The sequence below is a fragment of the Micromonospora sp. WMMD1155 genome (assembly GCF_029581275.1).
GTDB lineage: Bacteria > Actinomycetota > Actinomycetes > Mycobacteriales > Micromonosporaceae > Micromonospora.
Genome location: NZ_CP120742.1, coordinates 3,308,038 through 3,332,775, shown reverse-complemented (window position 1 = coordinate 3,332,775; position 24,738 = coordinate 3,308,038). Strand labels below are relative to the sequence as shown.

Genomic DNA, 24,738 nt, shown 5'->3' with positions numbered 1-24,738 from the left:
GTCGCGGGGGCCCTCCGTCCGGGTTCAGCGGCCCTGGTTGGCGACCGCGGCAGCGGCTTCCTTCGCTGCCGTCGGGTCGAGGTACGTGCCGCCCAGGCTGAGCGGACGCAGCTGCGGGTCGAGGTCGTAGCGCAGCGGGATGCCCGTCGGGATGTTGAGCTTGGCGATCGCCTCGTCGGAGATCTGGTCGAGGTGCTTGACCAGGGCGCGCAGCGAGTTGCCGTGCGCGGCCACCAGCACCGTCCGGCCGGCCAGGATGTCCGGCACGATCGAGTCGTACCAGTAGGGCAGCATCCGGTCGACGACGTCCTTGAGGCACTCCGTCCGTGGCATCAGCTCGGTCGGCAGCAGCGCGTAACGAGGGTCACCCACCTGCGACCACTCGTCGTTGTCGTCGATCGGCGGCGGTGGCGTGTCGTACGACCGGCGCCAGAGCATGAACTGCTCCTCGCCGTACTCGTCGAGGGTCTGCTTCTTGTTCTTGCCCTGCAGGGCGCCGTAGTGCCGCTCGTTGAGTCGCCACGACCGACGCACCGCGATCCAGTGCCGGTCGGCGGCGTTGAGTGCCAGCTCGGCGGTGCGGATCGCGCGACGCATCACGCTGGTGTGCACGACGTCCGGCAGCAGGCTGTGCTCGCGCAGCAACTCGCCGCCGCGCCGTGCCTCACCCTCGCCCTTCTCGGTCAGGTCGACGTCGACCCAGCCGGTGAAGAGGTTCTTGGCATTCCAGTCGCTCTCACCGTGTCGCAGCAGGACCAGCGTCCCGACGGTGGGCCCTTCGCTCGCAGTCATGCGGATCATCCTGCCTCAACCGCCGAGTGGACACGCGGGCACCCGTCGTGACGACCACCACGTGAAAATGCGGATGACCAGCGACTCCGCCGGCCACTAGGGTTGTAAGGCACGGCAGTCAGATCGGTCATTACTTGTATACGGGGCGCCTTATGCGGACGATGCGGAGTTGGTTCCGGGACACCACCGGCGGGCTACCGACCACCTTCTGGTACCTGTGGTCTGGGACCCTGATCAACCGACTCGGCTCGTTCGTCCTCGTCTTCCTCGCCATCTACCTGACTCAGGAACGCGGCTTCTCCGCCTCCCAGGCCGGGCTCGTGATCGGCCTCTGGGGCGTCGGCGGCGCGTTCGGCACCACGGCGGGCGGCACCCTCGCCGACCGGTGGGGGCGGCGGCCGACCCTCCTCACGGCCCATGTGGGCGCCGCCGCCATGATGCTCGCGCTCGGGCTGGCCCGGGACCTCTGGGCGGTGGCGCTGGGCGCCCTGCTGCTCGGCATGTTCGCCGAGGCGGCCCGACCCGCGTTCGGCGCGATGATGATCGACGTGGTGCCGGCGAAGGACCGGCTGCGCGCGTTCTCGCTCAACTACTGGGCCATCAACCTGGGCTTCGCCTGCGCCGCCGTCCTCGCCGGCCTCGCCGCGCAGGCGGACTACCTGCTGCTGTTCGTCGTCGACGCCGGCACCATGCTGATCACTGCGCTGATCATCTTCGTCAGGGTGCCGGAGACCCGGCAGGCCGGCGCTCCCACCGCCAGCGCGGCGAAGGTGTCACGCGGCGCCCTGCGCACGATCCTCACCGACCGGGTCTACCTCGGCTTCGTGGCGCTCAACCTGTTCGCCGCGCTGGTGTTCCTCCAGCACATCTCGATGCTGCCGATCGCGATGGGCGACAGCGGCCTGAGCCCGGCCACCTACGGCTCGGTCATCGCGCTCAACGGCATCCTCATCGTGGTCGGTCAGCTCTTCGTGCCCCGGCTGATCCGGGGGCGCAGCCGCTCACACGTGCTGGCACTGGCGTCAGTGGTGATGGGCCTGGGGTTCGGTCTGACCGCGTTCGCCGGCACCGCCTGGTTCTACGGGCTGACGGTGCTGATCTGGACGGTCGGCGAGATGCTGAACTCGCCGTCCAACTCCACGCTGATCGCGGAGCTGTCCCCGGCCGATCTGCGCGGTCGCTACCAGGGCGTGTTCTCCCTCTCCTGGCAGATCGCCGGGGCCAGCGCGCCGATCCTCGGTGGCCTGGTGCGCGAGCACGCCGGCAACGACGCACTCTGGTACGGCTGCGCCGCGCTGGGTGTTCTCACCGCCGTGGCCCACCTGGTGTCCGGGCCCGCCCGGGAGCGGCGGGCCGCCGACCTCCGCCGCTCCGGCGAAGCCCTGACGCCGGTCACCGCCGACCGGGGGCCGCAGCCCGCCGAGGCCCTCGCCTGACGACACGCCCGAAGATCAGCATTCGACTGGCGCGACGCGGCCCGGGTTTCTACCGTGCAGAGGAAACGGTTAAGAAGCTGAACTGTCGGGAGGTCGGTTGCACGCCGTGCGGCGCTGGTGGCACGACACCGCGGGCGGGCTTCCCGCCACCTTCTGGTATCTCTGGGTCGGCCTCCTGATCAACCGGGCGGGCGCCTTCGCCATGCTGTTCCTCTCGCTCTATCTCACCGACGTGCGCGATGCGAGCGTCGGGCTCGCCGGCACCGTCGTCGGCCTGTACGGGGCAGGTGGCGCTGCCGGTGTGCTGCTCGGCGGAGTGCTGGCCGACCGGTGGGGCCGACGGGCGACCCTGCTCGCCGCGCACCTGACGACCGCCGCGCTGATGGTGGCGCTCGCCTTCAGCCGGTCCCTTCTCCTCATCGCGGTGCTCGCCGCGCTGGTCGGCGTGGTCCACTCGATGCCCAGTCCGGCGTTCGTCGCGGCGATCGTCGACGTGGTGCCCGCCGAACGCCGCTCGCGGGCGTTCAACCTTCAGTTCTGGGCGTTCAACCTGGGCATGGCGGTCGCCTCGTTGCTCGCCGGGGTGCTGGCCGAGGCGAGCTTCACCGCGCTGTTCCTGGTCGACGCCGCCGCCACGCTCACCGCCGCCGTCGTGATCGGCTGGAAGGTACCGGAGACCCTGCGCCTGGCCACGTCGACGGCAGACCAGCCGCCGCCACCGAGGTCCCTGCGACCTCGCCGGCCGGGGCTGCACACCGCCCTGACCGACCGCACCTTCCTGGTCTTCGTCGGGCTCACCTTCGTCCTGGCCGTGCTCACCATGCAGACCTCGACGATCATGCCGCTGGCCATGCGCGACGACGGCCTGGGCCCGTCGGCGTACGGGCTGGTGGTGGCGCTCGGCGGAGCGCTGATCGTGATCGGGCAACTGTTCGTGCCCCGGCTGATCGACAGGCACCGCAAGGACGTCGTACTGGCCGCCTCCACCACGCTGCTCGCTCTCGGCTTCGGGGTGCTCGCCGTCGCCGACGAACTGGCCGTCTACCTGGCCGCCGCGGTGGTCTGGACGGTCGGCTCGATGATCGCCGCTCCGCCCAACGCGCAGATCAACGCCGACCTGGCACCACCCCAACTACGGGCGCGGTACCAGTCGGTCTTCTACCTGACGTTCCCGGCGGCCGCATTCGTCGCCCCCACCCTCGGCGGGGTGAGCCTCCAACACCTCGGCGACCGGCACTGGCTGATCGTGGGCGGGTTGGGCCTGCTGGCCGCACTCGGCCACCTGTTGGCCGGGCCACCCCGGGAACGGCACGTCGCCGCACTACGGAAAGCGGGGGAACCGCCGACACCCGCCGAACGGGTATCGGCGTCGTAATCGCGATTACAACGCAAAGCGCCCACCACTACCCGAAGGTGGTGGTGGGCACCCGCCGGTGGGGCCGGCGGCGGCGGGCAACACTCACCCCCGTAAGCATCGCCCGCTCACGCCGCCGGTCCAAACAGGTGGTCACCGTCCCCCAACGGCTAATCCACCCGTCCCCTCGCGTCTCGCCTGGTGCACGGATCTGATCGATCCGCCGCTCCCCCGAACGTTTCCAAGCGTGACGCGGCGCAATAAAGCTAGTTCGCCCGGATTCTGGATTCAACCCACAACGGCTGTCTCGCCCGTCACAACTGACGAGTATCCGCTGCTCCGGCCTCGGTCATTGGCAACAGCCGCGTACCCGGCAGCCATTCCCGCAAACACCTCAACCGTCTTCCCGATCGGGTGACTCGGTCCGGAAGAAGTTGCTCGGCCGGCCGTCACGCAACTGTTCCTGATAAATCAGGTTCAGTCGGCGCAGGTCGAAGGTGTAGAACCAGTCATCCCAGGTGATCTCACGGATTCGGCTGCTTTCCCGATATCCGGGGATGTTGAAGGTCAACACACCCACGCGACCATCCCGCTCGGTGCCCGCGATGGTCGCCGGCTTCGCACCACGATCGCGAGCCCACCGCTGGATCACCTCGTGGTTCGCGGTGATCAGGCTTCGCCCCGGCCGCTCCGGCCGATCCATCGTCGACGAGATCACCTGCGAACTACGGACCGATCGCCCGGTCCCCCGTCCGGTCCGGATCCCCCCGGCCGCCGCCGACGGAGGCGCGGTGCGCTTGGCGGGTGCCGCACGCTTCGCCGCCGGCCGCGCCGACGCCTTCTTCGCCGGAGCCTTCTTGGCCGGCGCCTTCTTGGCAGCCACCTTCCGCGTTGACGCCGCCTTGCGCGCGGTGGCGGCCTTGCGCGCCGACGTCGTACGGGCCGTCGCCGCCTTGCGCGCGGCCGTCGACGTGCTCGCCGTCGTCGTCTTGCGCGCGGCGGTCGACTTGCTCGCCGACGCTGTCTTGCGGGCGGTCGTCGACTTGCTCGCCGCCGCCGTCTTCTTCGCGGGAGCCGTCTTGCGCGCCCCGCTTGTCGACACCCGCGCGGACGTCGTCTTCTTCGCGGCGGTCGTCTTCCTGGCCGCCGTCGTCCTCTTCGTGGCCGTCGTCTTCTTCGCGGCGGCCCGCTTGGCGGGAGCACTCTTGTTCGCCGGTGCGGCCTTCGCGCGACTCGGTGCCGCCCTCGACGCCGACTTCTTCGTCGCGGCGGCCCGACCGGCCGACGCCCTGGTGCCGGTGGCCCGACCAGCCGGTCCGGTGCTGCGCCGGGCCGCACCAGAGGCACCGGAACGCAGCGAGCGGACCAACTGCTTCACCAACTCGGGCTTGCGCAGCGCCGAGATCCCGGAGACCCCGCGTTTGCGTAGCTGCCCGCGGATGTCGTCCACCCGCATCCGGGAGATCTCCGACTCGGAGACCCCTGGGGTACCCGGCGTCTGGTTGCCGGCCTGTCGCTTCGTCCTGGTCGCAGTCGCGCCGCGACCTGAGCTGTTCCGCTGAGCCATGGGACGCTCCGCTCCTTGAACTCCGTCCTCGGCGCGCGGGGGTCCCTTGCCGCACCGCGCGGTGCGGCATACCCGTCAGGAGCAGTCCGAACCTCCGTCCGTTCCCCATGATCGTGCTGGTTCCAGGAAGTAGTGGCCTCGGCGCGGGGACCAGACCACTACTTCCTGGATCGAGCACGATCATGGCGCGGGGCGCGGGGGCGCAAGGCCCCCGGGCGGGCGGGGTGCCGGTGGGCGGGCGGTCAGGCCGGGTCGGGGCCGGTGCCGGAGGGCTCGAAGAGGTGGGCGAACGCGGCCAGGTTGGCCGTCGACTCGCCTCGCTTGACCCGCCACTCGTACTCGCGCCGGATCGAGCTGCCGAAGCCGATCTCCAGCATCGTGTCGAACGACTCGTCGGCGTACGTGAGCACCGATCCGAGCAGCCGGTCCAACTCGTCGGCGTCCACCCCGGCCGGGTTGACCCGCCCGGTCAGGTAGACGTCGCCGACGGCGTCGGTGGAGAACGAGACGCCGTACATCCGTGCGTTGCGCTGCAACAGCCAGGCCCACAACTCCTCGCGCCGCTCGTCGGGCTGGCGCATCACGAAAGCCTCGATCCGCAGGGCGTGCTCGCCGACGATCAGGTTGCAGATCGTCTTGAGCTTGTGGGTGCCCGGCAGGGTCACCGCGTACGAGTCGGGGCCGGTCGACTCCCAGGCCAGGCCCCGCTCGGCGCAGACCGACTCGATCAGGGTCGCAAGATCGCTCTTCGGGCTCACCGGACCCACTCTACGACCGACCCGGCCGGCTCACCCGTCGGCGACCAGCGCCCCCGGGGTCACCAGGAGCAGGAGAGCGCGGGATCGCACGCCAGGTCAGCCGCGCGCCGAGCGCGGTGCGCGGCGATGGCCTCGCCGTACACGCCGAGCAGGCCGGTGACCGTGCGGTCCCAGGAGAAGCGCCGAGCGTGCTGCTCGGCACCGCGGGCCAGCATCGCCCGGCGTGCCCGGTCCGGCAGCAGGTGCCCCAGCGCACGGGCCCAGTCGACCGGGTCGTGCCCGTCGATCAGCACTCCGCTGGCCTGATCCCGCACGGCGGTGACCAGTCCTCCGACCGCGGCGGCCAGCACCGGCGTACCGCAGGCCTGCGCCTCCAGCGCGACCAGCCCGAACGATTCGTTGTGCGACGGCACCGCGACCAGGTCGGCCGCCCGGTACAGCGCCGGCAGGTCGTCTCCGGTGAGCGGGGGCAGGAATCGGACGCCGTCGGCGACCCCGAGCGTGGCGGCCAGCTCGATCAGCGCCGTCGGTCGGTCCAGCCCACTTCCGCTGGGACCGCCGCAGATCACCACGGTCACCTGGTCGGCGAGTGCCGGGTCGCGCTCGCGCAGGGCGGCGACCGCGCGGATCAACACGTCGGGGGCTTTGAGCGGCTGGATCCGACCGACGAAGGCGACCACGTACCCATCGGTCGGTAGTCCCAGCCGGCGGCGAGCCTCGCGGGCAGCCGCGGACCGGTCGCCCGGCGCGGGCCGGAACCGGTCCAGGTCGACTCCCGGCTGTACGACGGACACCCGGGTCGGGTCGGCGTCGTACCGGGCGAGGAGGTCGGTGGCCTCGACCCGGGTGTTGGCGACCAGCCGGTCCGCCTCGGCGACGACCTGCTCCTCGCCGATCACCCGGGCCTTCGGCTCCGGCCGGTCACCCGCCGCGAGCTGAGCGTTCTTGACCTTCGCGAGGGTGTGCGAGGTGTGCACCAGCGGCACGCCCCACCGCTCCTTGGCCAGCCAGCCGACCTGGCCGGACAGCCAGTAGTGGGAGTGGATCAGGTCGTAGTGCCCGGGCGGGCGCGATGCCTCGGCCCGCAGCACCCCGGCGGTGAAGGCGCAGAGCTGCCCGGGCAACTCCTCCTTGGTGAGGCCCTCCAGGGGGCCGGAGGTGATGTGCCGGACCTGCACGCCGGGTGCCATCTCGACCACCGGGGGAAGGTCGCCGGAGGTGGCCCGGGTGAAGATCTCCACCTCGACGTCGGCCTCGGCGAGCCGCCGGGCGACTTCCAGGATGTAGACGTTCATTCCACCGGCGTCGCCCGTTCCGGGCTGGTGCAGGGGGGAGGTGTGCACCGACAGGGTGGCGATGCGGCGGGGGCGGGGCCACGGTCGGGCACCTCGCTGACGTCCGACACCGGTGTGCATTTCCGCCACATCCGCTCCTTCTTCACGGTTGATGCCGTCTCGCACGACCGGCGCTTCTCGGTCAACCTGTACGCCGGATGTCATCTTCCCCATCGGGCATCGGAAATTCCCCAGCGCGGCCCCCGCGCGTGACGGACCTCATCACCGGAGCCGTCGATGGCCGGCCCACGCCCGGTCGGGACGGGTCGCACGGCCGGGGGGACAATGCCGGAATGACCTCTGTCGCCATCGTCACCGGAGCGTCCAGCGGAATCGGCGCGGCCAGCGCCCGCCGGCTCGCCGCCGACGGCTTCCACGTGCTCGCCGCCGCCCGCCGCACCGACCGGCTCGCCGACCTGGTCGCTGAGATCACCGCCGCCGGTGGGCAGGCCACCGCCGTGACCTGCGACATCACCTCGGACGAGTCGGTGGCCGCGTTGGCCGAGGCCGCCGCCCAGGCACCCGGGCCGGTCACCCTGCTGGTCAACAACGCGGGCGGAGCGCGCGGGCTGGACCCGGTGGAGTCCGGCTCGGTCGCCGACTGGCAGTGGATGTACGACGTGAACGTCCTCGGCACGCTGCGGGTCACCCAGGCGTTGCTGCCGGCGCTGGAGGCGTCCGGGTCCGGCACCATCGTGGTGGTCTCCTCCACCGCCGGCCTGACCGTCTACGAGGGCGGGGGCGGCTACACGGCGGCGAAGCACGCGCAGACCGCCATCGCCGGCACGCTCCGTCTGGAGCTGTGCGGCCGGCCGCTGCGGGTGATCGAGATCGACCCGGGGATGGTGAAGACCGACGAGTTCGGGCTGGTCCGCTTCGAGGGCGACGCGGAGCGGGCGGCGGCCGTCTACGCCGGGGTGCCGGGGCCGCTGGTCGCCGAGGACGTCGCCGACTGCATCGCCTGGTGCGCCACCCGCCCGGAGCACGTCAACGTCGACCGGTTGGTGGTCCGGCCACGGGCGCAGGCCGCCCAGCACAAGGTGCACCGGGTCTCCTGACTCCGGGGACCGGGCGCATGAGCGGGGCTCCCCGACGCCGACCACTGGGCGTGGTCACCCGGGGCACCACCAACCCGAACCGGCTCCGCCGGGTGGACAACTGGATCGTGGCGACCTGCGCCGAGCGACTGCGGGCGGCGGACGATCCGCTGGTGGTGGATCTCGGCTACGGCGCCACGCCGGTCACCGCCGTGGAGTTGCGGGCCCGACTGGCGGCCGGGGTCCGTCGGGACGTACGCCTGGTCGGGCTGGAGATCGACCCGGCGCGGGTGGCCGCCGCGACGCCGGCCGCCGACCCACCCGGCCTGACGTTCGCCCGGGGTGGGTTCGAGCTGGCCGGGCTCCGGCCGGTGCTGGTCCGCGCGTTCAACGTGCTGCGACAGTACGACGAGAGCGAGGTGCCGCACGCCTGGCGGACGATGACCGGGGCGCTCGCCCCGGGCGGCGCGCTGGTGGAGGGCACGTGCGACGAGTTGGGCCGCCTCGCCGGTTGGCTGCTGATCGACGCCGACGGTCCTCGGACGCTGACCCTCGCCGCGAAGCTCACCACGCTGGGCAGCCCGGCGGAGTTGGCCGAGCGGCTACCGAAGGCGCTGATCCACCGCAACGTCCCCGGTGAACCGGTGCACGCCCTGATCCGCGCCCTGGACGACGCCTGGCAGGCCGCCGCCCCCTACGCCACCTTCGGCCCCCGCCAGCGCTGGCTGAGAGCGGTGGGCAGCCTCCGGGAGACCGGCTGGCCGGTCCTCGGCGGCCCCACCCGCTGGCGCCAGGGCGAGGTCACCCTCCCCTGGGCGTCAGTGGCCCCCACCTGACGCGTTGATCATGAAGTTGTCGTCCCGACACGCCGATCCGGACAACGATAACTTCATGATCGACGGGGGCTTAGAGGGCGCAGTCGATCAGGACCGGTTCGGGGTGGAGGGTCACGCCGAAGCGGTTGTGGACCTCGTCGCGGATGTCGCGGGCCAGGGCCAGCAGGTCGGCGGTTCGGGCGGTGCCGCTGCGGTTGGTGAGGGCGAGGGTGTGCTTGCTGGAGATGGCGGTGCCGCCCGGCCCGGGGTGGCCCTTGGTGAAGCCGGCCTTGTCGATCAGCCAGGCGGCGCTGACCTTGACCATGCCGTCCGCCCCGGGCCAGGCGGGCGGGTCGCCCAGGTCGGCGGCGCGCTCCAGGAGCAGCTCGTACGTCGCCCCGTCGAGCACCGGGTTGGTGAAGAAGGAGCCGACCGATCGGGTGTCCGGGTCGGTGGCGTCGAGCACCATGCCCTTGCCGGCCCGCAGCCGCAGCACCGCCGCTCGGGCGTCCGCCAGCGGCACCTGGTCGCCGACCTGGACACCGAGGGCCCGAGCCAGTTCGGCGTAGCGCACCGGCCCGGAGAGCGGGGACCGGGTGAGCCGGAAGTCGACGGCGAGCACCACCCAGCGGTCCCCGTACTTGAAGATGCTCCCCCGGTAGGCGAACCCGCAGTCGGCGGCGGGGATGATCCGGCGGCTGCCGTCCACCCGGTCGTACACCTCGACCCCGGTGATCGTCTCGGCGACCTCCTGGCCGTACGCGCCGACGTTCTGGATCGGGGTGGCACCGGTCGAGCCGGGGATGCCGGAGAGGCATTCCAGACCGGCCCAGCCGTTGGCGACGGTGGCGGCGACCAGGTCGTCCCACGGCTCGCCGGCGTCGACCCGTACGGTCACCGATTCGGCGTCCTCCGCGACGACGCGAAAGCCACGGGAGCGCACCAGGACGACGGTGCCGGGGAAGCCGGCGTCGCCGATCACCACGTTGCTGCCGCCGGCCAGGATCAGCACCGGCTCGTCCGCGGCTCGGACCGCCTGGATGATCTCGTCGGCGCTGCCGGCGGCCACGATCCGCGCGGCCGTCCCACCCGTCCCTAGAGTCGTGTAGCCCGCCAGTGGACCGGGGATGGCACGATCGGCTGCGGTTGTCGGCTGGGCGGAGGCGTCTGGCACGCCCTTCACCTTAGGCTGACTGATAGCCGTGGCACCCACTGGTCGCCCGGCACCCCCGGGAGGATGGCGATGAGCAGACTGCAGGGCAGCAAGGATTTTTGGATCGGGGCGCTCCGGGCGGAGGGTCCGGCTTTCGCGGCGGCGGTCGCCGAGGCGCCGCCGGAGACACCGGTGCTGTCCTGTCCGGGCTGGACGGTCAACGACCTCACACTGCACCTCGCGGGCATCTACCACTGGGTGTCGTCGTTCGTCGGCTCCGGCTCGACCGCCCAGCCGGCCCGCCGGGAGCCGCTTGAGGCGACCCCGGGCGTGAGCCCGCTCCAGCTCTGGGAGCAGGGGTACGACCGGCTGCTGACCGTGTTCGACGGGCTCGACCCGGAGGCACCGGCCTGGAACTGGGCCCCGCAGCCGAAGAAGGCCGGCTTCTGGCCGCGTCGGATGGCGCACGAGACGGCGGTGCACCGGTGGGACGCCCAGCTCGCGATCGGGGCGGGCGACCCGGTCGAGGCGAAGCTGGCGGCCGACGGGGTGAGTGAGGTTCTGGACACCTGGCTGCCCGCCGGTCGGCGGCAGGTGCCGGGTGACTGGCACGGTGTGGTGCAGCTTTCCGCCACCGACGCGGCCCAGGAGTGGTATCTGCGGCTCCGGGGCGAGGGGGTGGCGCTGCTCGACACGGCGACCATCTTCGACCACGACGACCACCATGCCCGGGCGCAGGTCAGCGGCACCGCCAGCGACCTGCTGCTGGCTCTGTGGGGGCGGGTGAGTTTCGAGACGCTGGACGTGGCCGGCGACCCCAACCTGCTGAACGGTCTGCGTACCGGCTGACCGGGCCTGCCCCGTCGAGGGCGTCACCCATTGACGGGTGACGCCCTCGGCTACGTCGTGGGTCACGTCGGCATATCAAAGAGAGCGCTCTCTTGACAGCTGATCGACCGCCCACCACCCTGTCGTGAGAGCGCTCTCTTGCCTATCGATCACCACCGACCACCTTGAGAGAGGTCGAAACCCATGGCTGTCTTCCCGCGCCGCCGCCTCGCCGCGGTGGCCCTCGCCGCGACCACCGCCCTGCTCGTCACCGCCGGCTGCGGTGGCGGCGACGAGCAGGGTGGGGACGAACCGGTCACCCTCACCGTCGACGTGTTCGGCCAGTTCGGTTACGAGCAGCTCTACCAGGAGTACATGGCCGCGAACCCCGACGTGAAGATCGTCGAGCGCGGCGCCGGCACCAACCTCGACGAGTACTCCCCGAAGCTGACCCAGTGGCTCGCCGCCGGTCGTGGCGCCGGTGACATCGTGGCCATCGAGGAAGGGCTGATGGTCGAGTACAAGGCGAACCCCGGCAACTTCGTCAACCTGCTGGACCACGGCGCCGCCGACCTCAAGGGCAACTTCCTCGAATGGAAGTGGAACGCCGGGCTGACCGCCGACGGCAAGCAGCTGATCGGCCTCGGCACCGACGTCGGTGGCATCGCCATCTGCTACCGCAAGGACCTCTTCGAGAAGGCCGGCCTGCCCACCGAGCGGGACGCGGTCTCCCAACTCTGGCCGACCTGGCAGGACTACATCGCCACCGGCGAGAAGTTCGTCGCGGCCAAGACCGGCGCGTCCTTCCTCGACGGGGCCACCAACACCTTCAACACCATCCTGCTCCAGACCGCCGGCAACACCACCGGCTACAGCTACTACGACACCAGCGGCAACCTCGTCGTGGACAGCAACCCGGCGGTACGGCAGGCGTGGGACACCACGATGGACATCATCGACTCCGGCCTCTCCGGCAAGTACGGCTCGTGGTCCGAGGAGTGGGTGTCCGCGTTCAAGCAGTCGAAGTTCGCCACCATCGCCTGCCCCGCCTGGATGACCGGGGTGATCGAGGGCAACGCCGGCCCGGCCGCCCAGGGCAAGTGGGACATCGCCCGGGTGCCCGGCAACGGCGGCAACTGGGGTGGGTCACACCTCGCCGTACCCAAGCAGAGCAAGCACCAGGCCGAGGCGATCGAGCTGGCCAAGTTCCTGACCAGCGCCAAGGGTCAGATCGGGGCGTTCAAGGCCAAGGGCCCGCTGCCCTCCTCGCCGCAGGCGCTGGACGACCCGGCGATCGCCGGCGCGACGAACGCGTACTTCTCCGGGGCGCCGGTCGGCACCATCTTCGGCGCCGGCGCGAAGAGCCTCAAGCCGGTCTACATGGGCCCGAAGAACCAGGCCGTCCGCACCGAGGTGGAGAACGCCGTACGGACCGTGGAGCTGGGCCAGCGCAACCCCGGGCAGGGCTGGACCGACGCGGTGACCAACGCGAAGAAGGCCGCCGCCAAGTAGCCCAACCAGCGTGCGGGCGGGGCTCCGGCGACCGGAGTCCCGCCCGCACGACGGAAAGGAGTCCCCGGGCATGACCGTCCAGCTCGACGCCCGTCCGCCGGTCGTACCGGCACCCAAGCGTTCGACGGGTCGCCTCAGCCGGCTCGACACCCGGCTCTCGCCGTACCTCTACATCGCCCCGTTCTTCCTGCTCTTCGCCGTCTTCGGGGCCTACCCGCTGGCGTACACCTTCTGGGTCTCGCTGCACGACTGGGACCTGCTGGGCAGCGAGCACCCCTTCGTCGGGGCGGAGAACTACACCCGCCTGCTGGCCGACGTCGACTTCTGGCACGCGCTGGTCAACACGCTCGGGATCTTCGTCATCTCGACGGTGCCGCAGTTGCTCGCCGCGCTCTGGCTGGCCAACCTGCTCAACCGGGGCCTGCGGGCGCGTACCGCCTGGCGGATGGCCGTGCTCGTGCCCAACGTCACGTCCACCGCCGCGGTGGCGATCGTGTTCGGGGTGATCTTCGGCCGCGAGTTCGGCATGGTCAACTGGCTGCTCGACATGGTCGGGGTGGACGCGATCGGCTGGAAGTCCAACCGGTTCGCCTCCTGGGTGGCCATCTCGGCGATGGTCGACTGGCGGTGGACCGGCTACAACGCGCTGATCCTGCTGGCCGCCATGCAGGCCATCCCCCGCGACCTGTACGAGTCGGCGTCCATCGACGGCGCGAACCGGGCCCGGCAGTTCTGGTCCATCACCGTGCCACTGCTCAAGCCGACGATCATCTTCTGCGCCATCATCGCCACCATCGGCGGGTTGCAGCTCTTCACCGAGCCGCGGCTGTTCCACTCCGGCACCAACCCGATCCGCGGCGGCACCATGCGCGAGTCGCAGACATTGACCATGTACATGTTCGAGAACGCCTTCGCGCCGCACTACAACTTCGGGTACGGCTCGGCCGTGGCCTGGCTGCTCTTCGCGCTCATCGCGATCGTCGCGGCGGTGAACGTCCTGGTCCTCCGCCGTCTCGGCGGCGACTCGGGCCCCACAACCCGGAAGGGAGCGGCACGATGAGCCGACTCTGGCGGGCCAGCCCGCTCACCTACCTGGCCCTGTGCGTCGCCGGCGGCCTGTCGGTCTTCCCGATCTGGTGGATGTTCGTGGTGGCCAGCCGGTCCAGCGACGCGATGGGGCAACTGCCGCCGCCGATGACGCCCGGCGGCAACCTCGGGGCCAACATCGCCCGGCTGTTCGACAACGCCGACGCGTACTTCCTGACCGGGCTGATCAACTCGACGATCGTGGCCACCACGGTCACCGTCTCCGTGGTCCTCTTCTCCAGCCTGGCCGGGTTCGCCTTCGCCAAACTGCGGTTCCGGGGGCGCAACGCGCTGCTGCTGGTCATCATCGCGACCATGATGGTGCCGACCCAGCTCGGCGTGATCCCGCTGTACCTGCTGATGACCAAGCTGGAGTGGAACGACCGACTCCCCGCGGTCATCGTGCCCGCGCTGGTCACCGGCTTCGGGGTGTTCATGATGCGGCAGTACGCCGGTCAGGCGGTCAGCGACGAGCTGATCGAGGCCGCCCGGATGGACGGCTGCGGCACCGCCCGGATCTGGTGGCACGTCGTCCTGCCCGCGCTGCGTCCCGCCGCCGCCGTCCTCGGCCTGCTCACGTTCATGACCACCTGGAACGACTTCCTGTGGCCGTACGCTGTGCTGAACGATCCGTCCAATCCGACTGTGCAACTCTCCCTGCGGGCGCTGTCGGACGGGTACTACCAGGACATGTCGCAGGTGTTCACCGGGACAGCCATCGCGACGCTGCCCCTGCTGTTGGTGTTCGTGTTGTTCGGCCGGCAGATCATCGGCGGGATCATGGAAGGTGCGGTCAAGGCGTGAGCGAGATCCGATTTCCCGAACATTTCCTCTGGGGTGCGGCCACCGCCGCGTACCAGATCGAGGGTGCGGCCCGCGACGACGGCCGCGGTCCGTCCATCTGGGACACCTTTAGCCGTACGCCGGGCCGGGTCTACCAGGGCCACACCGGCGACGTCGCCTGCGACCACTACCACCGCTACGCCGACGACGTGGCGCTGATGGCCGAGCTGGGGCTGCGGGCGTACCGCTTCTCGGTCGCCTGGCCCCGCATCCAGCCGGACGGCACCGGTCCGGCCAACCCTCGCGGGCTGGACTTCTACGACCGGCTCACCGACGCGCTGCTCGATCGGGGAATCGACCCGATCGTCACCCTCTACCACTGGGACCTGCCGCAGGCTCTGGGCGACCGGGGCGGCTGGACCAACCGGGACACCGCCGAGCACTTCGCCACCTACGCCACGGCCGTGTACGCCCGCCTCGGCGACCGGATCGACGTGTGGACCACCCTCAACGAGCCGTGGTGCTCGGCCTACCTCGGTTACGCCAACGGGCTGCACGCCCCCGGCGAGCAGGACCCGGGTGCGGCCTTCAGCGCCGTACACCATCTGCTGCTCGGCCACGGCCTGGCCGCGCGGGCGCTGCGGGCGGCCGGGGCGCGCAGCGTCGGCATCACCCTCAACCCCGCCGACGTACGCCCGGCCGACCCGGAGAGCGCGGTGGACGCCGCGGCGGTCCGCCTGGTCGACGGCCTGCACAACCGGATCTTCCTCGACCCGCTGCTGGCCGGTGGCTACCCGGACGACGTTCGCGAGCACGTGGCGCGGATCGTCGAACCGACGTTCATCCGTGACGGTGACGAGAAGCTGATCGCCGCCCCGATCGACCTGCTCGGCATCAACTACTACGCCCCCGGTTACGTGGCAGGTCGACCCGACGGTGCCGGCAACAGCGCGTACCCGGGCACCGAGGGCGTGGTGCACTTCGTGCCGCCGACCGGGCCGTTGACCGACATGGGCTGGATGATCGAGCCGGCCGGGCTGACCCGGCTGCTGGAACGGATCGCCACCGACTACCCCGGCGTACCGCTGCTCATCACCGAGAACGGTGGCGCGTTCCCCGACAAACCCGGCGCCGACTCGCCCGACGGGCCGACCCAGGTGATCGACACCGATCGCATCGCCTACCTCGACGGGCACCTGCGCGCGGCGCACGAGGCGATCTCCCGGGGCGTGGACCTGCGCGGTTATCTCGTATGGTCATTACTGGACAACTTCGAGTGGGCGGAGGGTTACCGCAAGCGGTTCGGGATCGTGCACGTCGACTACCTGACCCAGCGGCGCACACCGAAGGCCAGTGCCCGGTGGTACCAGGAGGTGATCTCCCGGAACGGGCTGTGACGAGCGGGGGGAAGGCGCGATGACGACGGCGCAGCGGCCGACGCTCGAAGCGGTGGCGGCGCGGGCCGGGGTGTCCCGCGCCACCGTGTCCCGGGTGGTCAACGGCTCCACCACCGTCGCCGAACCGATCCGGGAGGCGGTCACCCGGGCCGTCGCCGAGTTGGGGTACGTGCCCAACCTCGCCGCCCGCAGTCTGGTCACCCAACGCACCGACTCGATCGCCCTGGTCATGCCGGAGGCCGCCACCCGGGTCTTCTCCGACGACCAGGTCTTCCCCGGCATCATCCGTGGCGTCAGCCAGGAGTTGGAAGCCGCCGACAAGCAACTGGTGCTGATGCTCGCCGGTTCACCGGCCGGGCATCAACGGGTGGAGCGCTACACCACCGGCCGGCACGTCGACGGGGTGCTGTTCGCCTCGCTGCACGGCGCCGACCCGCTCCCCGGCACGCTGGCCCGACTCGGCATCCCGGTGGTGGTCAGCGGCCGGCCGCTCGGCGACGCGCCGGTGCCGTACGTCGACGTCGACCACGTGGCCGGGGTGACCGCAGCCGTCCGATACATGATCGACAGCGGTCGTCGGCGGATCGCCACCATCGCCGGGCCGCAGGACATGGTCGCCGGCATCGAACGGCTCAGCGGCTACCGCGGCGCGGTAGCCGACGCGGGGCTGCCCGAGTTGGTCGCCGTCGGTGACTTCACCCGGGAGTCCGGCTCCGCGGCGATGCGCCGCCTGCTCACCGAACACCCCGACCTGGACGGCGTCTTCGCCGCCTCCGACCTGATGGCGCACGCCGCCCTGCGTACGCTGCGCGAGGCCGGCCGGCGGGTGCCGGAGGACGTGGCGGTGATCGGCTTCGACGACATCGAGACCGCCGCCTACACCGAGCCGCCGCTGACCACCGTCCGGCAGCCCATCGTGGAACTCGGCCGCGCGATGACCCGCCAACTGCTCCGGCTCGCCGCCGGCGAGACCATCGAACAGGCGGTCATGCTCCCCACCGAGTTGATCCGCCGAGCCTCCGCCTGACCGCCGCCCCGCACCCCGCACCCACCTCGCACCCACCCCCACCTCGCGCCCACGCGCCCCACGCGCCCCACACGCCCACGCCCCCCACACGCCCACGCGCCCACGCCCCACGCGCCCACGCCAAGATCCGCGCAGCATCCGGGATGTTGCTGCCTCCCGGCGCCGTGAGGCAGCACTTTCCCCGAAGTTGCTGCCAGCCTTCGTGTGGCGCGGCGGGTTATTGCGTCGCAGCGGCGGCCGATCGTCGCTAGCCTCGCCGGCATGCCGGATCCTGTCGCGCTGCTGCACGTCCCCGCCCTCTCCGACGCCGCCGAGTACGCGTACGCCGCCACCGTGGAGTCACCCGCGCGGCTGGTCTTCACCGCGGGCGCGTGCCCGCTGGACGCCGAGGGGCGCACCGTCGCGCCGGGCGACCACGCCGCGCAGGCCCGGCAGGTGATGACGAACCTGTCCACCGCCCTCGACGCGGCCGGCGCCCGGCTGACCGACGTCGTGAAGACAACCGTCTACGTGGCGTCGTCGCGGCAGAAGGACCTGGTCACCGTCTGGGAGGTGGTGCGGGACTTCTTCGGCGACCACGATCCGCCCAGCACCCTGCTCGGGGTGGCCGTACTCGGCTACACCGACCAGCTCGTCGAGGTCGAGGCCGTCGCCGCCGTCCGGACGGGGGCCTGAGGTGCAGACGCCGTCCGGACGAGGGCCCGAGGTGCGCATCCGTGTGGCACAGCCGGACGACGCGCCGGGCGTGGTGGCGCTGCGGACGCTGGTCTACCCGTACCTGGTTCGCGGGGTCGAGTCGACCCGGAAGATGCTCGCCGAGCCACCACCCGAGGAGGGCTGGACGGCCTTCGTGGCCGAGGTCGACGCCCAGGTGGTCGGCTGGGTGTCGGCGCAGCGCGCCGGCTGGACGTCCACGCCGGACTTCGGTGAGCTGAACCTGCTGCACGTGCACCCGGAGCACCGGCGACGAGGCGTCGGCACGGCCCTGCTGACCGTCGCCACCGATCACCTCCGCCCGCTGGGAATCCGCCGGGTTCGCGCCATGGTCCTGCCCGACGGGCTTCCGTTCGCGCGTCGCCACGGCTATGAGCCGAGCCGCGAGGTGCGCTACTCGGCGCTCGAACTGAACACGACACCCGCGCTACCCGAGCCGCCTCCGGGTGTACGACTGCGCCCGATCGCCGACCTGGACCCGCGCCTGCTGTACGAGGCGGACGTGGCCGCGGCGGCCGACGAGCCGGGTGACGTGCCGGTCGACGCGATCAGCTACGAGAGTTGGCAGTACGACGTCTGGAACAGCCTCGGCTTGGACAAGGCGTCCAGCACGGTGGTCGAGGTGGACGGCGAGATCGCCGCGTTCAGTCTGGTCAAGCGGGACGGCGACCGGATGTGGTCGGACTTCACCGGCACCGTCCCGGCGTACCGGGGGCGAGGGCTGGCCCGACTGGCCAAGACGGCGGCGCTGCACCGGGCCGCCGCCGACGGGGTTCGGACCGCGTACACCTCGAACGACGAGGCGAACGGGCCGATGCTCGCGATCAACACCCGGCTTGGCTATCGACCGGTGGCCGCCCAGTGGACCTGCCTGGCCGACCTGACCTGATCTTGGCTAGCTCCTTTCGGCGGGCTGTCCGGCGGGCGGCGCGGACAGTTGGCCGTCGATCGGCTGGCCGAGTGACCGGCGGGCCAGCAGGGTGGCACCGGCGACCGCCGCCGGCATGATCAGTACCGCGCCGAGCGGGATGAGGAAGCAGAGGAAGACGGCCACCCCGAAACCGATTGACGTGGGGCGGTCGGCCTTCAGGATCGTCCGGCGCTGCGGCAGCCTCATCCCGCGCCGGTAGAACGGCGCCCCGACCAACTCCACGGCGAGGAACCAGCCGCCGACGGCCGCCCCGATGACCGGGACGACCGTCTGACCGACCACCGGGATGAAACCGGCGAGGAAGAGCGGAATCCCGACCAGCGCCGTGAGCGCCACCAGGCGTACCGAGTCGGCGGAGCTGCGGCGCAACGACGACCAGAAGGGCACGTCCACCGCGCCCGGCGTACCGCCGTACCGCAGCTCGACCTGCTCGGAGATCTTCTCGTAGAACGGGTCGCCGATGACCAGGGTGACGGCGGTGAAGCTGACCACCGCGAGCAGGCCGCCGAGCCCCAGGAACGCCAGCCCGGCGACCACCCGGACCAGGCTGCGGCCGGTCTTCGACCAGTCGTCGGCGAACGGGGTGACCAGCGCGGCGAGGTCGTCCACGAAGTACACCAGGGTGGCGAACGCACCCACGAAGAGCGCACCGGAGATCAACGCCGGCACGATGCCGAGCAGCATCAACCCCGGGCTGCGCACATAGAGACCGAGCCCCCGCAGGAGCAGTCCCGCCCCGGCGAGAAAACGGCCGACGGCCCCGGTGACCGGGCTGGCGATTCTGCTGGCGTCCACGATCGAGCAGCGTAGCGACCGATCCGGTCCGCCGCCGGGTGGCGAGCGTTACCAGGCAGGATGGGCGGGTGCGTGCCTCCCGACTGATCTCACTGCTGCTGCTGTTGCAGGCTCGCGGCGCGATGACGGCCGGCGAGCTGGCACGGGAGCTGGAGGTCTCCGAGCGGACCGTCTACCGGGACGTGTTGGCGCTCTCCGCCGCCGGTGTGCCGGTCTACGCCGACCGGGGCCGGGCCGGCGGTTACCGGTTGCTCGGCGGTTACCGCACCCGACTCACCGGGCTCACCCGGGACGAGGCGGAGGCGCTCTTCCTCGCCGGGCTGCCCGGACCGGCGGGCGACATGGGGCTCGCCGACGAGGTCGCCGCCGCCGAGTTGAAGGTGCTCGCCGCCCTGCCACCGGCCCTGCGGGACGCCCCGGCCCGGACCGGGCAGCGGTTCCACCTGGACGTGCCGGGTTGGTTCCGGGAGACGGCCCCACCGCCGTGGCTGAGCGAGTTGGCCCGCGCGGTCTGGCGGGACCGGGTGGTGGATTTGCGCTACCGGCGCGGCGACCGGGAGGTGACCCGCCGGGTCCAGCCGTACGGGCTGGTGCTCAAGAGTGGGGCCTGGTATCTGGTCGGCCGGGTCGGCGACGACACCCGCACCTACCGGGTGGACCGGGTCACCGCTGTCGAGGTGGGCGAGGAGAGCTTCGACCGGGACGAGGGCTTCGACCTGGCCGGGCACTGGCGCGAGCAGGCCGGGTCGTTCCTGCGGACCATGCTGCGGACCGAGGTCGGCGTCCGGCTCAGCCCGGCGGGTCTGCGCCGGCTCCGGCACCTGGTCGATGCCCCCTTCGTGTACGACGAGGTCGTGGCCGCCGCCGGAGAACCCGACGGGCAGGGCTGGGTGGTGGCCCGGCTGCCCGTCGAGTCCGTCGAGGTGGCGTACCACCAACTGCTGGGGCTCGGCCCCGAGGTGGAGGTCCTCGACCCGCCCGCACTCCGACGGCTGTTCGTCGACGCGGCCGACCGGTTCCAGGCCCTCTACCGGTAGCCGGTCACGTCCGACGGTTTGCCCGCGTCGACCACCTCGGTGATGTAGCGGAAGCCCTCGGGTTGGCTGCCGTCGAGGTCGGTGAACCCGTACACCTTGGAGAGCGAGCCGGCGTCGACGGACCTGCCGCTCCAGCGGGCCTTGTCCTCGTCGGCGGCGAGCGCGGCCACGGCCCGGCCGACGAAGGCCGGGGTCTCCGAGATGAGGAAGTTGGGGTCGGTGGCGGCGCCGTCGCGCCAGTTCTCCTCGGTCACGCCGAAGTGTTCGAGCATCGCCTCGGACCGGATCCAGCCGGGGGTGAGCGCCACGGCCGTGCAGCCGTGCGGTTTCAGCTCGTGCGCCTGGCTGAAGGCGAGCCGGTTGACCGACACCTTGGCCAGGTCGTAGAAGATCGACAGCCGGTAGTTGTCGTCGTTGTACGCCTTGGTGCCGTCGCCCATCTCCACCACCAGGCCGCCGGGCTTGCGGATCAGCAGCGGCAGGGCGAAGTGGCTGGTGATGATGTGGGTGTCGATGGCCAGTCGAAGGGTCCGGAAACCCGCGTCCAACGGCTGCTCCCACACCGGCTTCTCCCAGGTGACCAGCGGGTCACCACCCCAGATGTCGTTGACCAGCACGTCGAGTCGGCCCTGCTCGGCGTCGATCCGGGCGACGAGGTCGCGAACCTGCTCGGGCACCAGATGGTCGACCTGGACGGCGATGCCCGTGCCTCCGGCGTCGGTGACCAGCTCGGCGGTCTCCTCGATGGTCTCCGGGCGGTCCATCTCCGAGCGCTTGGCCCGGGTGGTGCGGCCGGTGGCGTACACGGTGGCTCCGGCAGCCCCGAGTTGCACGGCGATCTGCCGTCCGGCGCCTCGCGTGGCACCGGCGACGAGCGCGATCTTTCCTGCGAGCGGTTGTGTCATACCGGCGAGGTTGTCAGCGATACCTGACAACCGCCGTCCGAATTACCGAACTGTCAGTCGACCAGGCGGACGCGGACCCGGCGGTTGGCCCGGCCCTTGCTCTCGACCTTGACCACCTGCACCTTGCCGATCTGGGCGGTGGACGCGACGTGGGTGCCACCGTCGGCCTGCACGTCCAGCCCGACGATGTCGACGATCCGGACCTCCTGCTCGTCCGGCGGGATCAGGTTGGACTGGGTGCGGATGATGTCCGGCAGCGCGAGCGCCTCGGTGCGTGGCAACACCCGCACGGCGACCGAACGGTCGGCGGCCACCTCGGCGTTGACGAGTTCCTCGATGCGGCTCTTGAAATCCGGCGGCACCTCGGGGAGGTTGAAATCCATCCGGGCCTCGCCGGGTTCCATGTTTCCGCCGGTCACCAGCGCGCCGAAGTCGCGGAACACCACACCGCAGAGCACGTGCAGCCCGGAGTGGGTACGCATCAGCCGGGTGCGACGCTCGTCCTCCAGCGCGCCGACGACCTCGGTGCCGACCGGCGGGAGCGGATCACCCTCGGCGGGGATCAGGTAGAGGTCGTCGCCCTTGCGGGTGCCGACGATCCGGGTCTGCACACCCTGCCACAGCAGCACGCCGTGGTCCGGCGGCTGACCACCGCCGCCCGGGTAGAAGGCGGAGCGGTCCAGAACGATGCCCTGCTCGGCGTCGGCGTGCAGGACCGTGCACGTCCATTCGCGCAGAGTCGGGTCGGCGAGGTCGAGCCGGTGTGTCCGGCCATGCTGTGTGACGCCCATGACAGGGCAGGTTACTCGTTGAGGAAGCCGGCGACGCGGTCCCGCAGGTCGGCGCGTTCCGACCAGAGGACGCCGGGCCGGTCGTACACGTGCAGGGTGGCCTGGGGTAGCGCGGCGGCGAGCCGCTCGGCGACCTCGACCGGGTGCAGGTCGTCGCCCGCGTTGGCGATCACCAGCGCCGGCGCGGTGACCGCCGCGAGGTCGGTGACGTCCCGCAGCGGCGTCTGTGCCGCGAGGTCGGCCAGGCTGCCGGCGAGCCCGTCGCGGAGCAGCTGGTCGAGTCGCTGCCGCAGGTACGCCCAGCCGGCGGGGGTGTTGCGCACCCCGGCGGGCAGTTCCAGGGTGACGACGTCGGCGACCGCCGAGGCGTCCCCGCTCTCCACCGCCTCCAGCAGGTCCGTGATCCGGTCCGCCGCCACCGGGCCGCGCGGCTGGTCGAGCACCGCGGGCAGGAAGAAGACCAGCTTCTCGAAACGGTCCGGGCTCTCCGTGAGCAGGCGGCAGAGGGCACCGGCGCCGAGGCTCGCCCCGAACGCCCGGCTGGCGCCGCCCAGATCGGCTATCGCCCGAAGGTCGCGGGCCAGGTCGGTGTACGTCCACGGCCCGTTCGGCGCCTCGGAACGGCCGTGCCCGCGGAACTGGAAGAACACCTTGCGGCCGGTCACCCCACTGCCGAACGGACGGGTGGTGGCGATGCCGTTGCCCAGCCCGTGCGCGAACACGGTCACCGGGTCACCGGTGCCGGTGACCAGTCGTTCCAGCTGTACGCCGTGCGGGGTGGCGACCAGGTCGGTGTCCGGCTCGGGCAGAGCCGGACGGCCGGTACGCGGCCCACCCGGGCCGGGCCCCCAGGTACGGGGCCCGCTGTCGGGTGGGGGCGGCCAGCGGAAACCTCTCACCAGAACCCTTTGCCGTCGCTGAGGTCGCGCAGGCCGACCCGCACGTCGAGCAGGTAGATGAGCCCGGCGGCGATGCCGATCAGTCCGAAGAGGCTGATCGGACCGAAGCCGAGCAGGGTCAGCACGAGGCAGACCGCCAGGATGGCGATCCAGCCACCCTTGGGAAGTGTCCCGATGGCGGGGAAGGCGTCGGAGCGCTGGGTGATCGCGTGCACCAGGGCGACGCCCTGAACGATCAGCGCGAAGACGAGCAGGATCAGCTCGATCACGTAGCGGACTTCGAACGCGAAGATCGGCGCGGCGTTGGCCATGCCGGCAAGCTTATGTCGAGGACCCCGGCTTCGTCCGACAAGGACGCCGCCGGGGTCGTCGACACTGCTACTACTCGGCGGCCGGACGGGTCCGCTTGGTGGCCCGGGGCAGCTTCGCCGACGGGGTGGCGGCCGGCTTGGCGGCCTTCGGAGCGCGGGTGGCCTTCTTGGCGGCGGCCGGCTTGGCCTCGGCGATCTCGGCCACATCGGCCGGGGTCGGCACCTCGGCCGGGGCGGGGGCGGCGGCGGTGGCCGTCGGGGCGGTCTCCGCCGGGGTCACGGCCTGGGTGGCCTCGATGTCGGCGTTGACCGTGTCGGCGGCCTCGAGCACACCGGCGCCGACGACCCGCTCACCCCGGGCGACCAGCGCGCCGTACGCGGCGAAGGCCCGCTCCTGGGCGGCCTGGGCCCCGGCGACCACCATGGCGGCGTTGCGGGTCGCGGCGGCCCGCAGCTTGTCCAGGTCGGCGACCTCGCGCAGCTTCGCCAGGTCGGCGGCGTCGCGCAGCTTGGCCAGGTCGGCCGACTCGCGGAGCTTGGCCAGGTCCAGCTCGTTGGCCTTCTGGCGCAGCTCGTAGCCGGTCAGCACGGCCCGGCCACCCAGGTCGGCGACGACGCGGGTGCTGAGGACGCCGACCACTGCCGGCAGCTTGCGCAACTGCTCGATGGCCAGCTCACCGGCGCCCGCGGCGGCGTAGATCGGGGCGGGGATGCGGTTGGTCTTCGGCTCGCTCATGACGTCTCCTCTTCGGCCGCCTCGGCGGCCTTGCGTGCCGCCGGACCGGCGGCCTTCTTCTCGGGGGTGTTGGTGCTGGTCGGGGCGGGTGCGGTGCCCGCCTCGGTGACGGCGACCGACTCGATCACGGCCTCGGTCGGGGTGCCGCCCGCGGTGGTGGGACCGGTGGCGGCCAGGTTCGCCAGGTCGGCCGGCTCGTCGCCGACGTCGGTCGGGGTTGTCGCCCCGGCCGTGGCGCCGGTGGGCCCGGTGCCACCGGCCTCGGCGGCGGCCTGGGCCTCGGCCAGCCGGGTGTTCTCCCGGCGGAACGTCTCGTAGATCTGGCTGAGGGACTGCTTCTGGGCCATCGTCAGGTCGGTGTCCACGGCGATGGCAGCGAGCACGCCGTGACCTTCCTTGTCGTCGAGCAGCCCGGCGCGCAGGTACATGGCCGGGGTGGAGACCCGCAGCGCGCTCGCCAGTTGCTGGAGCACCTCGGCGCTGGGCTTGCGCAGGCCGCGCTCGATCTGACTGAGGTACGGGTTGCTGACCCCGGCCTGCTCGGCGAGCTGCCGGAGCGAGATCTTGGCGTTCCGCCGCAGATCGCGGATGAACCCGCCGACGTCGGGAAGGTCCTTCGAGGTGGCCATGACTGCGACGCTAACCGGCCGCGCTAGCTGCTGCAAGCAAAACGCTAGCCAGAGTTAGCAAGGTCTCAGCATCACGGTTGCGCCCCGGCTCGCGGCTCCGTACGGTCCGTC

General features: G+C 71.5%; 26 protein-coding genes. 14 read left to right on the top strand and 12 right to left on the bottom strand.

The features are described 5' to 3' along the window. Window positions 1-24 precede the first annotated feature (24 nt). The gene (locus O7617_RS15230) at window positions 25-792 is read right to left on the bottom strand and encodes a phosphoglyceromutase (protein ID WP_088987447.1); all 768 of its coding nucleotides are present in this window, start codon (window positions 790-792) and stop codon (window positions 25-27) included. A gap of 152 nt (window positions 793-944) precedes the next feature. Here O7617_RS15230 and O7617_RS15225 point away from each other — a divergent pair, with 152 nt between their 5' ends. Both O7617_RS15225 and O7617_RS15220 read left to right on the top strand, forming a co-directional pair. Then, window positions 945-2,228 carry an MFS transporter gene (locus tag O7617_RS15225; RefSeq protein ID WP_282264304.1) on the top strand — a complete coding sequence of 428 codons (1,284 nt, stop codon included), beginning with the start codon at window positions 945-947 and terminating at the stop codon, window positions 2,226-2,228. A 97-nt stretch (window positions 2,229-2,325) separates the two neighbouring features. Continuing rightward, the gene (locus O7617_RS15220; protein ID WP_282264303.1) at window positions 2,326-3,603 is read left to right on the top strand and encodes an MFS transporter; all 1,278 of its coding nucleotides are present in this window, start codon (window positions 2,326-2,328) and stop codon (window positions 3,601-3,603) included. 373 nt (window positions 3,604-3,976) lie between these two features. Here O7617_RS15220 and O7617_RS33475 read toward each other — a convergent pair whose 3' ends face one another. After that, window positions 3,977-4,684, bottom strand: coding sequence for a hypothetical protein (locus O7617_RS33475; RefSeq protein ID WP_348774183.1), 708 nt, complete (start codon window positions 4,682-4,684; stop codon window positions 3,977-3,979). Between O7617_RS33475 and O7617_RS33470 the strand changes: the two genes are divergently transcribed. After that, entirely contained in the window at window positions 4,662-5,144 is a 483-nt protein-coding gene (locus tag O7617_RS33470; protein ID WP_348774182.1) for a hypothetical protein, read from the top strand. The two genes, O7617_RS33475 and O7617_RS33470, sit on opposite strands and share 23 nt — an antisense overlap. A 247-nt stretch (window positions 5,145-5,391) precedes the next feature. Here O7617_RS33470 and O7617_RS15205 read toward each other — a convergent pair whose 3' ends face one another. Both O7617_RS15205 and mshA read right to left on the bottom strand, forming a co-directional pair. Further along, window positions 5,392-5,907 (bottom strand): YbjN domain-containing protein, encoded by a 516-nt coding sequence (locus O7617_RS15205; RefSeq protein ID WP_282264299.1) that lies wholly within the window; start codon window positions 5,905-5,907, stop codon window positions 5,392-5,394. Window positions 5,908-5,966: 59 nt separating this feature from the next. Then, window positions 5,967-7,436, bottom strand: a complete 1,470-nt coding sequence (mshA, locus tag O7617_RS15200) for a D-inositol-3-phosphate glycosyltransferase (protein WP_282264745.1) — start codon at window positions 7,434-7,436, stop codon at window positions 5,967-5,969. A 98-nt stretch (window positions 7,437-7,534) separates the two neighbouring features. Between mshA and O7617_RS15195 the strand changes: the two genes are divergently transcribed. Continuing rightward, a complete protein-coding gene (locus O7617_RS15195; RefSeq protein WP_282264298.1) occupies window positions 7,535-8,299 on the top strand; it encodes an SDR family oxidoreductase in 765 nt (254 codons plus the stop codon). A gap of 17 nt (window positions 8,300-8,316) precedes the next feature. Further along, on the top strand, window positions 8,317-9,114 hold the full coding sequence (locus tag O7617_RS15190) for a class I SAM-dependent methyltransferase (protein WP_282264297.1): 798 nt from the start codon (window positions 8,317-8,319) through the stop codon (window positions 9,112-9,114). 70 nt (window positions 9,115-9,184) lie between these two features. On the opposite strand, the gene O7617_RS15185 is transcribed toward O7617_RS15190, so the two are convergent. Beyond that, a complete protein-coding gene (locus tag O7617_RS15185) occupies window positions 9,185-10,267 on the bottom strand; it encodes a UDP-N-acetylmuramate dehydrogenase (RefSeq protein ID WP_282264296.1) in 1,083 nt (360 codons plus the stop codon). A 69-nt stretch (window positions 10,268-10,336) separates the two neighbouring features. Here O7617_RS15185 and O7617_RS15180 point away from each other — a divergent pair, with 69 nt between their 5' ends. The 8 genes from O7617_RS15180 to O7617_RS15145 all read left to right on the top strand — a co-directional run bounded on the left by O7617_RS15180 (window position 10,337) and on the right by O7617_RS15145 (window position 18,482). Further along, window positions 10,337-11,095 (top strand): maleylpyruvate isomerase family mycothiol-dependent enzyme, encoded by a 759-nt coding sequence (locus tag O7617_RS15180; protein WP_282264295.1) that lies wholly within the window; start codon window positions 10,337-10,339, stop codon window positions 11,093-11,095. A 183-nt stretch (window positions 11,096-11,278) separates the two neighbouring features. After that, on the top strand, window positions 11,279-12,586 hold the full coding sequence (locus O7617_RS15175) for an extracellular solute-binding protein (protein WP_282264294.1): 1,308 nt from the start codon (window positions 11,279-11,281) through the stop codon (window positions 12,584-12,586). Between the two features lie 70 nt (window positions 12,587-12,656). Then, on the top strand, window positions 12,657-13,646 hold the full coding sequence (locus O7617_RS15170) for a sugar ABC transporter permease (RefSeq protein ID WP_282264292.1): 990 nt from the start codon (window positions 12,657-12,659) through the stop codon (window positions 13,644-13,646). Beyond that, complete coding sequence (locus tag O7617_RS15165; RefSeq protein WP_282264291.1) at window positions 13,643-14,476, top strand: carbohydrate ABC transporter permease; 834 nt, start codon at window positions 13,643-13,645, stop codon at window positions 14,474-14,476. The genes O7617_RS15170 and O7617_RS15165 overlap by 4 nt, the downstream gene beginning before the upstream one ends. Then, complete coding sequence (locus O7617_RS15160; protein WP_282264290.1) at window positions 14,473-15,852, top strand: GH1 family beta-glucosidase; 1,380 nt, start codon at window positions 14,473-14,475, stop codon at window positions 15,850-15,852. The genes O7617_RS15165 and O7617_RS15160 overlap by 4 nt, the downstream gene beginning before the upstream one ends. Before the next feature lie 19 nt (window positions 15,853-15,871). Further along, a complete protein-coding gene (locus tag O7617_RS15155) occupies window positions 15,872-16,879 on the top strand; it encodes a LacI family DNA-binding transcriptional regulator (RefSeq protein ID WP_282264289.1) in 1,008 nt (335 codons plus the stop codon). Between the two features lie 261 nt (window positions 16,880-17,140). Continuing rightward, entirely contained in the window at window positions 17,141-17,554 is a 414-nt protein-coding gene (locus O7617_RS15150; protein WP_282264288.1) for a RidA family protein, read from the top strand. A 31-nt stretch (window positions 17,555-17,585) separates the two neighbouring features. Continuing rightward, on the top strand, window positions 17,586-18,482 hold the full coding sequence (locus O7617_RS15145) for a GNAT family N-acetyltransferase (RefSeq protein ID WP_282264287.1): 897 nt from the start codon (window positions 17,586-17,588) through the stop codon (window positions 18,480-18,482). A gap of 6 nt (window positions 18,483-18,488) precedes the next feature. Here the strand turns inward: O7617_RS15145 and O7617_RS15140 are convergent, their stop codons facing one another. After that, complete coding sequence (locus tag O7617_RS15140; protein ID WP_282264285.1) at window positions 18,489-19,319, bottom strand: EI24 domain-containing protein; 831 nt, start codon at window positions 19,317-19,319, stop codon at window positions 18,489-18,491. Window positions 19,320-19,387: 68 nt separating this feature from the next. Between O7617_RS15140 and O7617_RS15135 the strand changes: the two genes are divergently transcribed. Next, entirely contained in the window at window positions 19,388-20,356 is a 969-nt protein-coding gene (locus O7617_RS15135; protein ID WP_282264284.1) for a YafY family protein, read from the top strand. Here O7617_RS15135 and O7617_RS15130 read toward each other — a convergent pair. The 6 genes from O7617_RS15130 to O7617_RS15105 all read right to left on the bottom strand — a co-directional run bounded on the left by O7617_RS15130 (window position 20,347) and on the right by O7617_RS15105 (window position 24,627). Next, window positions 20,347-21,261: an SDR family oxidoreductase gene (locus O7617_RS15130; protein WP_282264283.1), complete on the bottom strand. Its 915-nt coding sequence runs from the start codon at window positions 21,259-21,261 to the stop codon at window positions 20,347-20,349. The two genes, O7617_RS15135 and O7617_RS15130, sit on opposite strands and share 10 nt — an antisense overlap. 53 nt (window positions 21,262-21,314) lie before the next feature. Beyond that, on the bottom strand, window positions 21,315-22,052 hold the full coding sequence (locus tag O7617_RS15125; RefSeq protein WP_282264282.1) for an alanyl-tRNA editing protein: 738 nt from the start codon (window positions 22,050-22,052) through the stop codon (window positions 21,315-21,317). An 11-nt stretch (window positions 22,053-22,063) separates the two neighbouring features. Continuing rightward, window positions 22,064-22,951, bottom strand: coding sequence for an alpha/beta hydrolase (locus tag O7617_RS15120; protein WP_282264281.1), 888 nt, complete (start codon window positions 22,949-22,951; stop codon window positions 22,064-22,066). Further along, a complete protein-coding gene (locus tag O7617_RS15115) occupies window positions 22,948-23,262 on the bottom strand; it encodes a DUF2516 family protein (RefSeq protein ID WP_088950380.1) in 315 nt (104 codons plus the stop codon). Before O7617_RS15115 ends, O7617_RS15120 begins: the two co-directional genes overlap by 4 nt. 70 nt (window positions 23,263-23,332) lie before the next feature. Next, complete coding sequence (locus O7617_RS15110) at window positions 23,333-23,998, bottom strand: hypothetical protein (RefSeq protein ID WP_282264279.1); 666 nt, start codon at window positions 23,996-23,998, stop codon at window positions 23,333-23,335. Next, window positions 23,995-24,627: a helix-turn-helix transcriptional regulator gene (locus O7617_RS15105; protein WP_282264278.1), complete on the bottom strand. Its 633-nt coding sequence runs from the start codon at window positions 24,625-24,627 to the stop codon at window positions 23,995-23,997. Before O7617_RS15105 ends, O7617_RS15110 begins: the two co-directional genes overlap by 4 nt. Window positions 24,628-24,738: the final 111 nt, after the last annotated feature.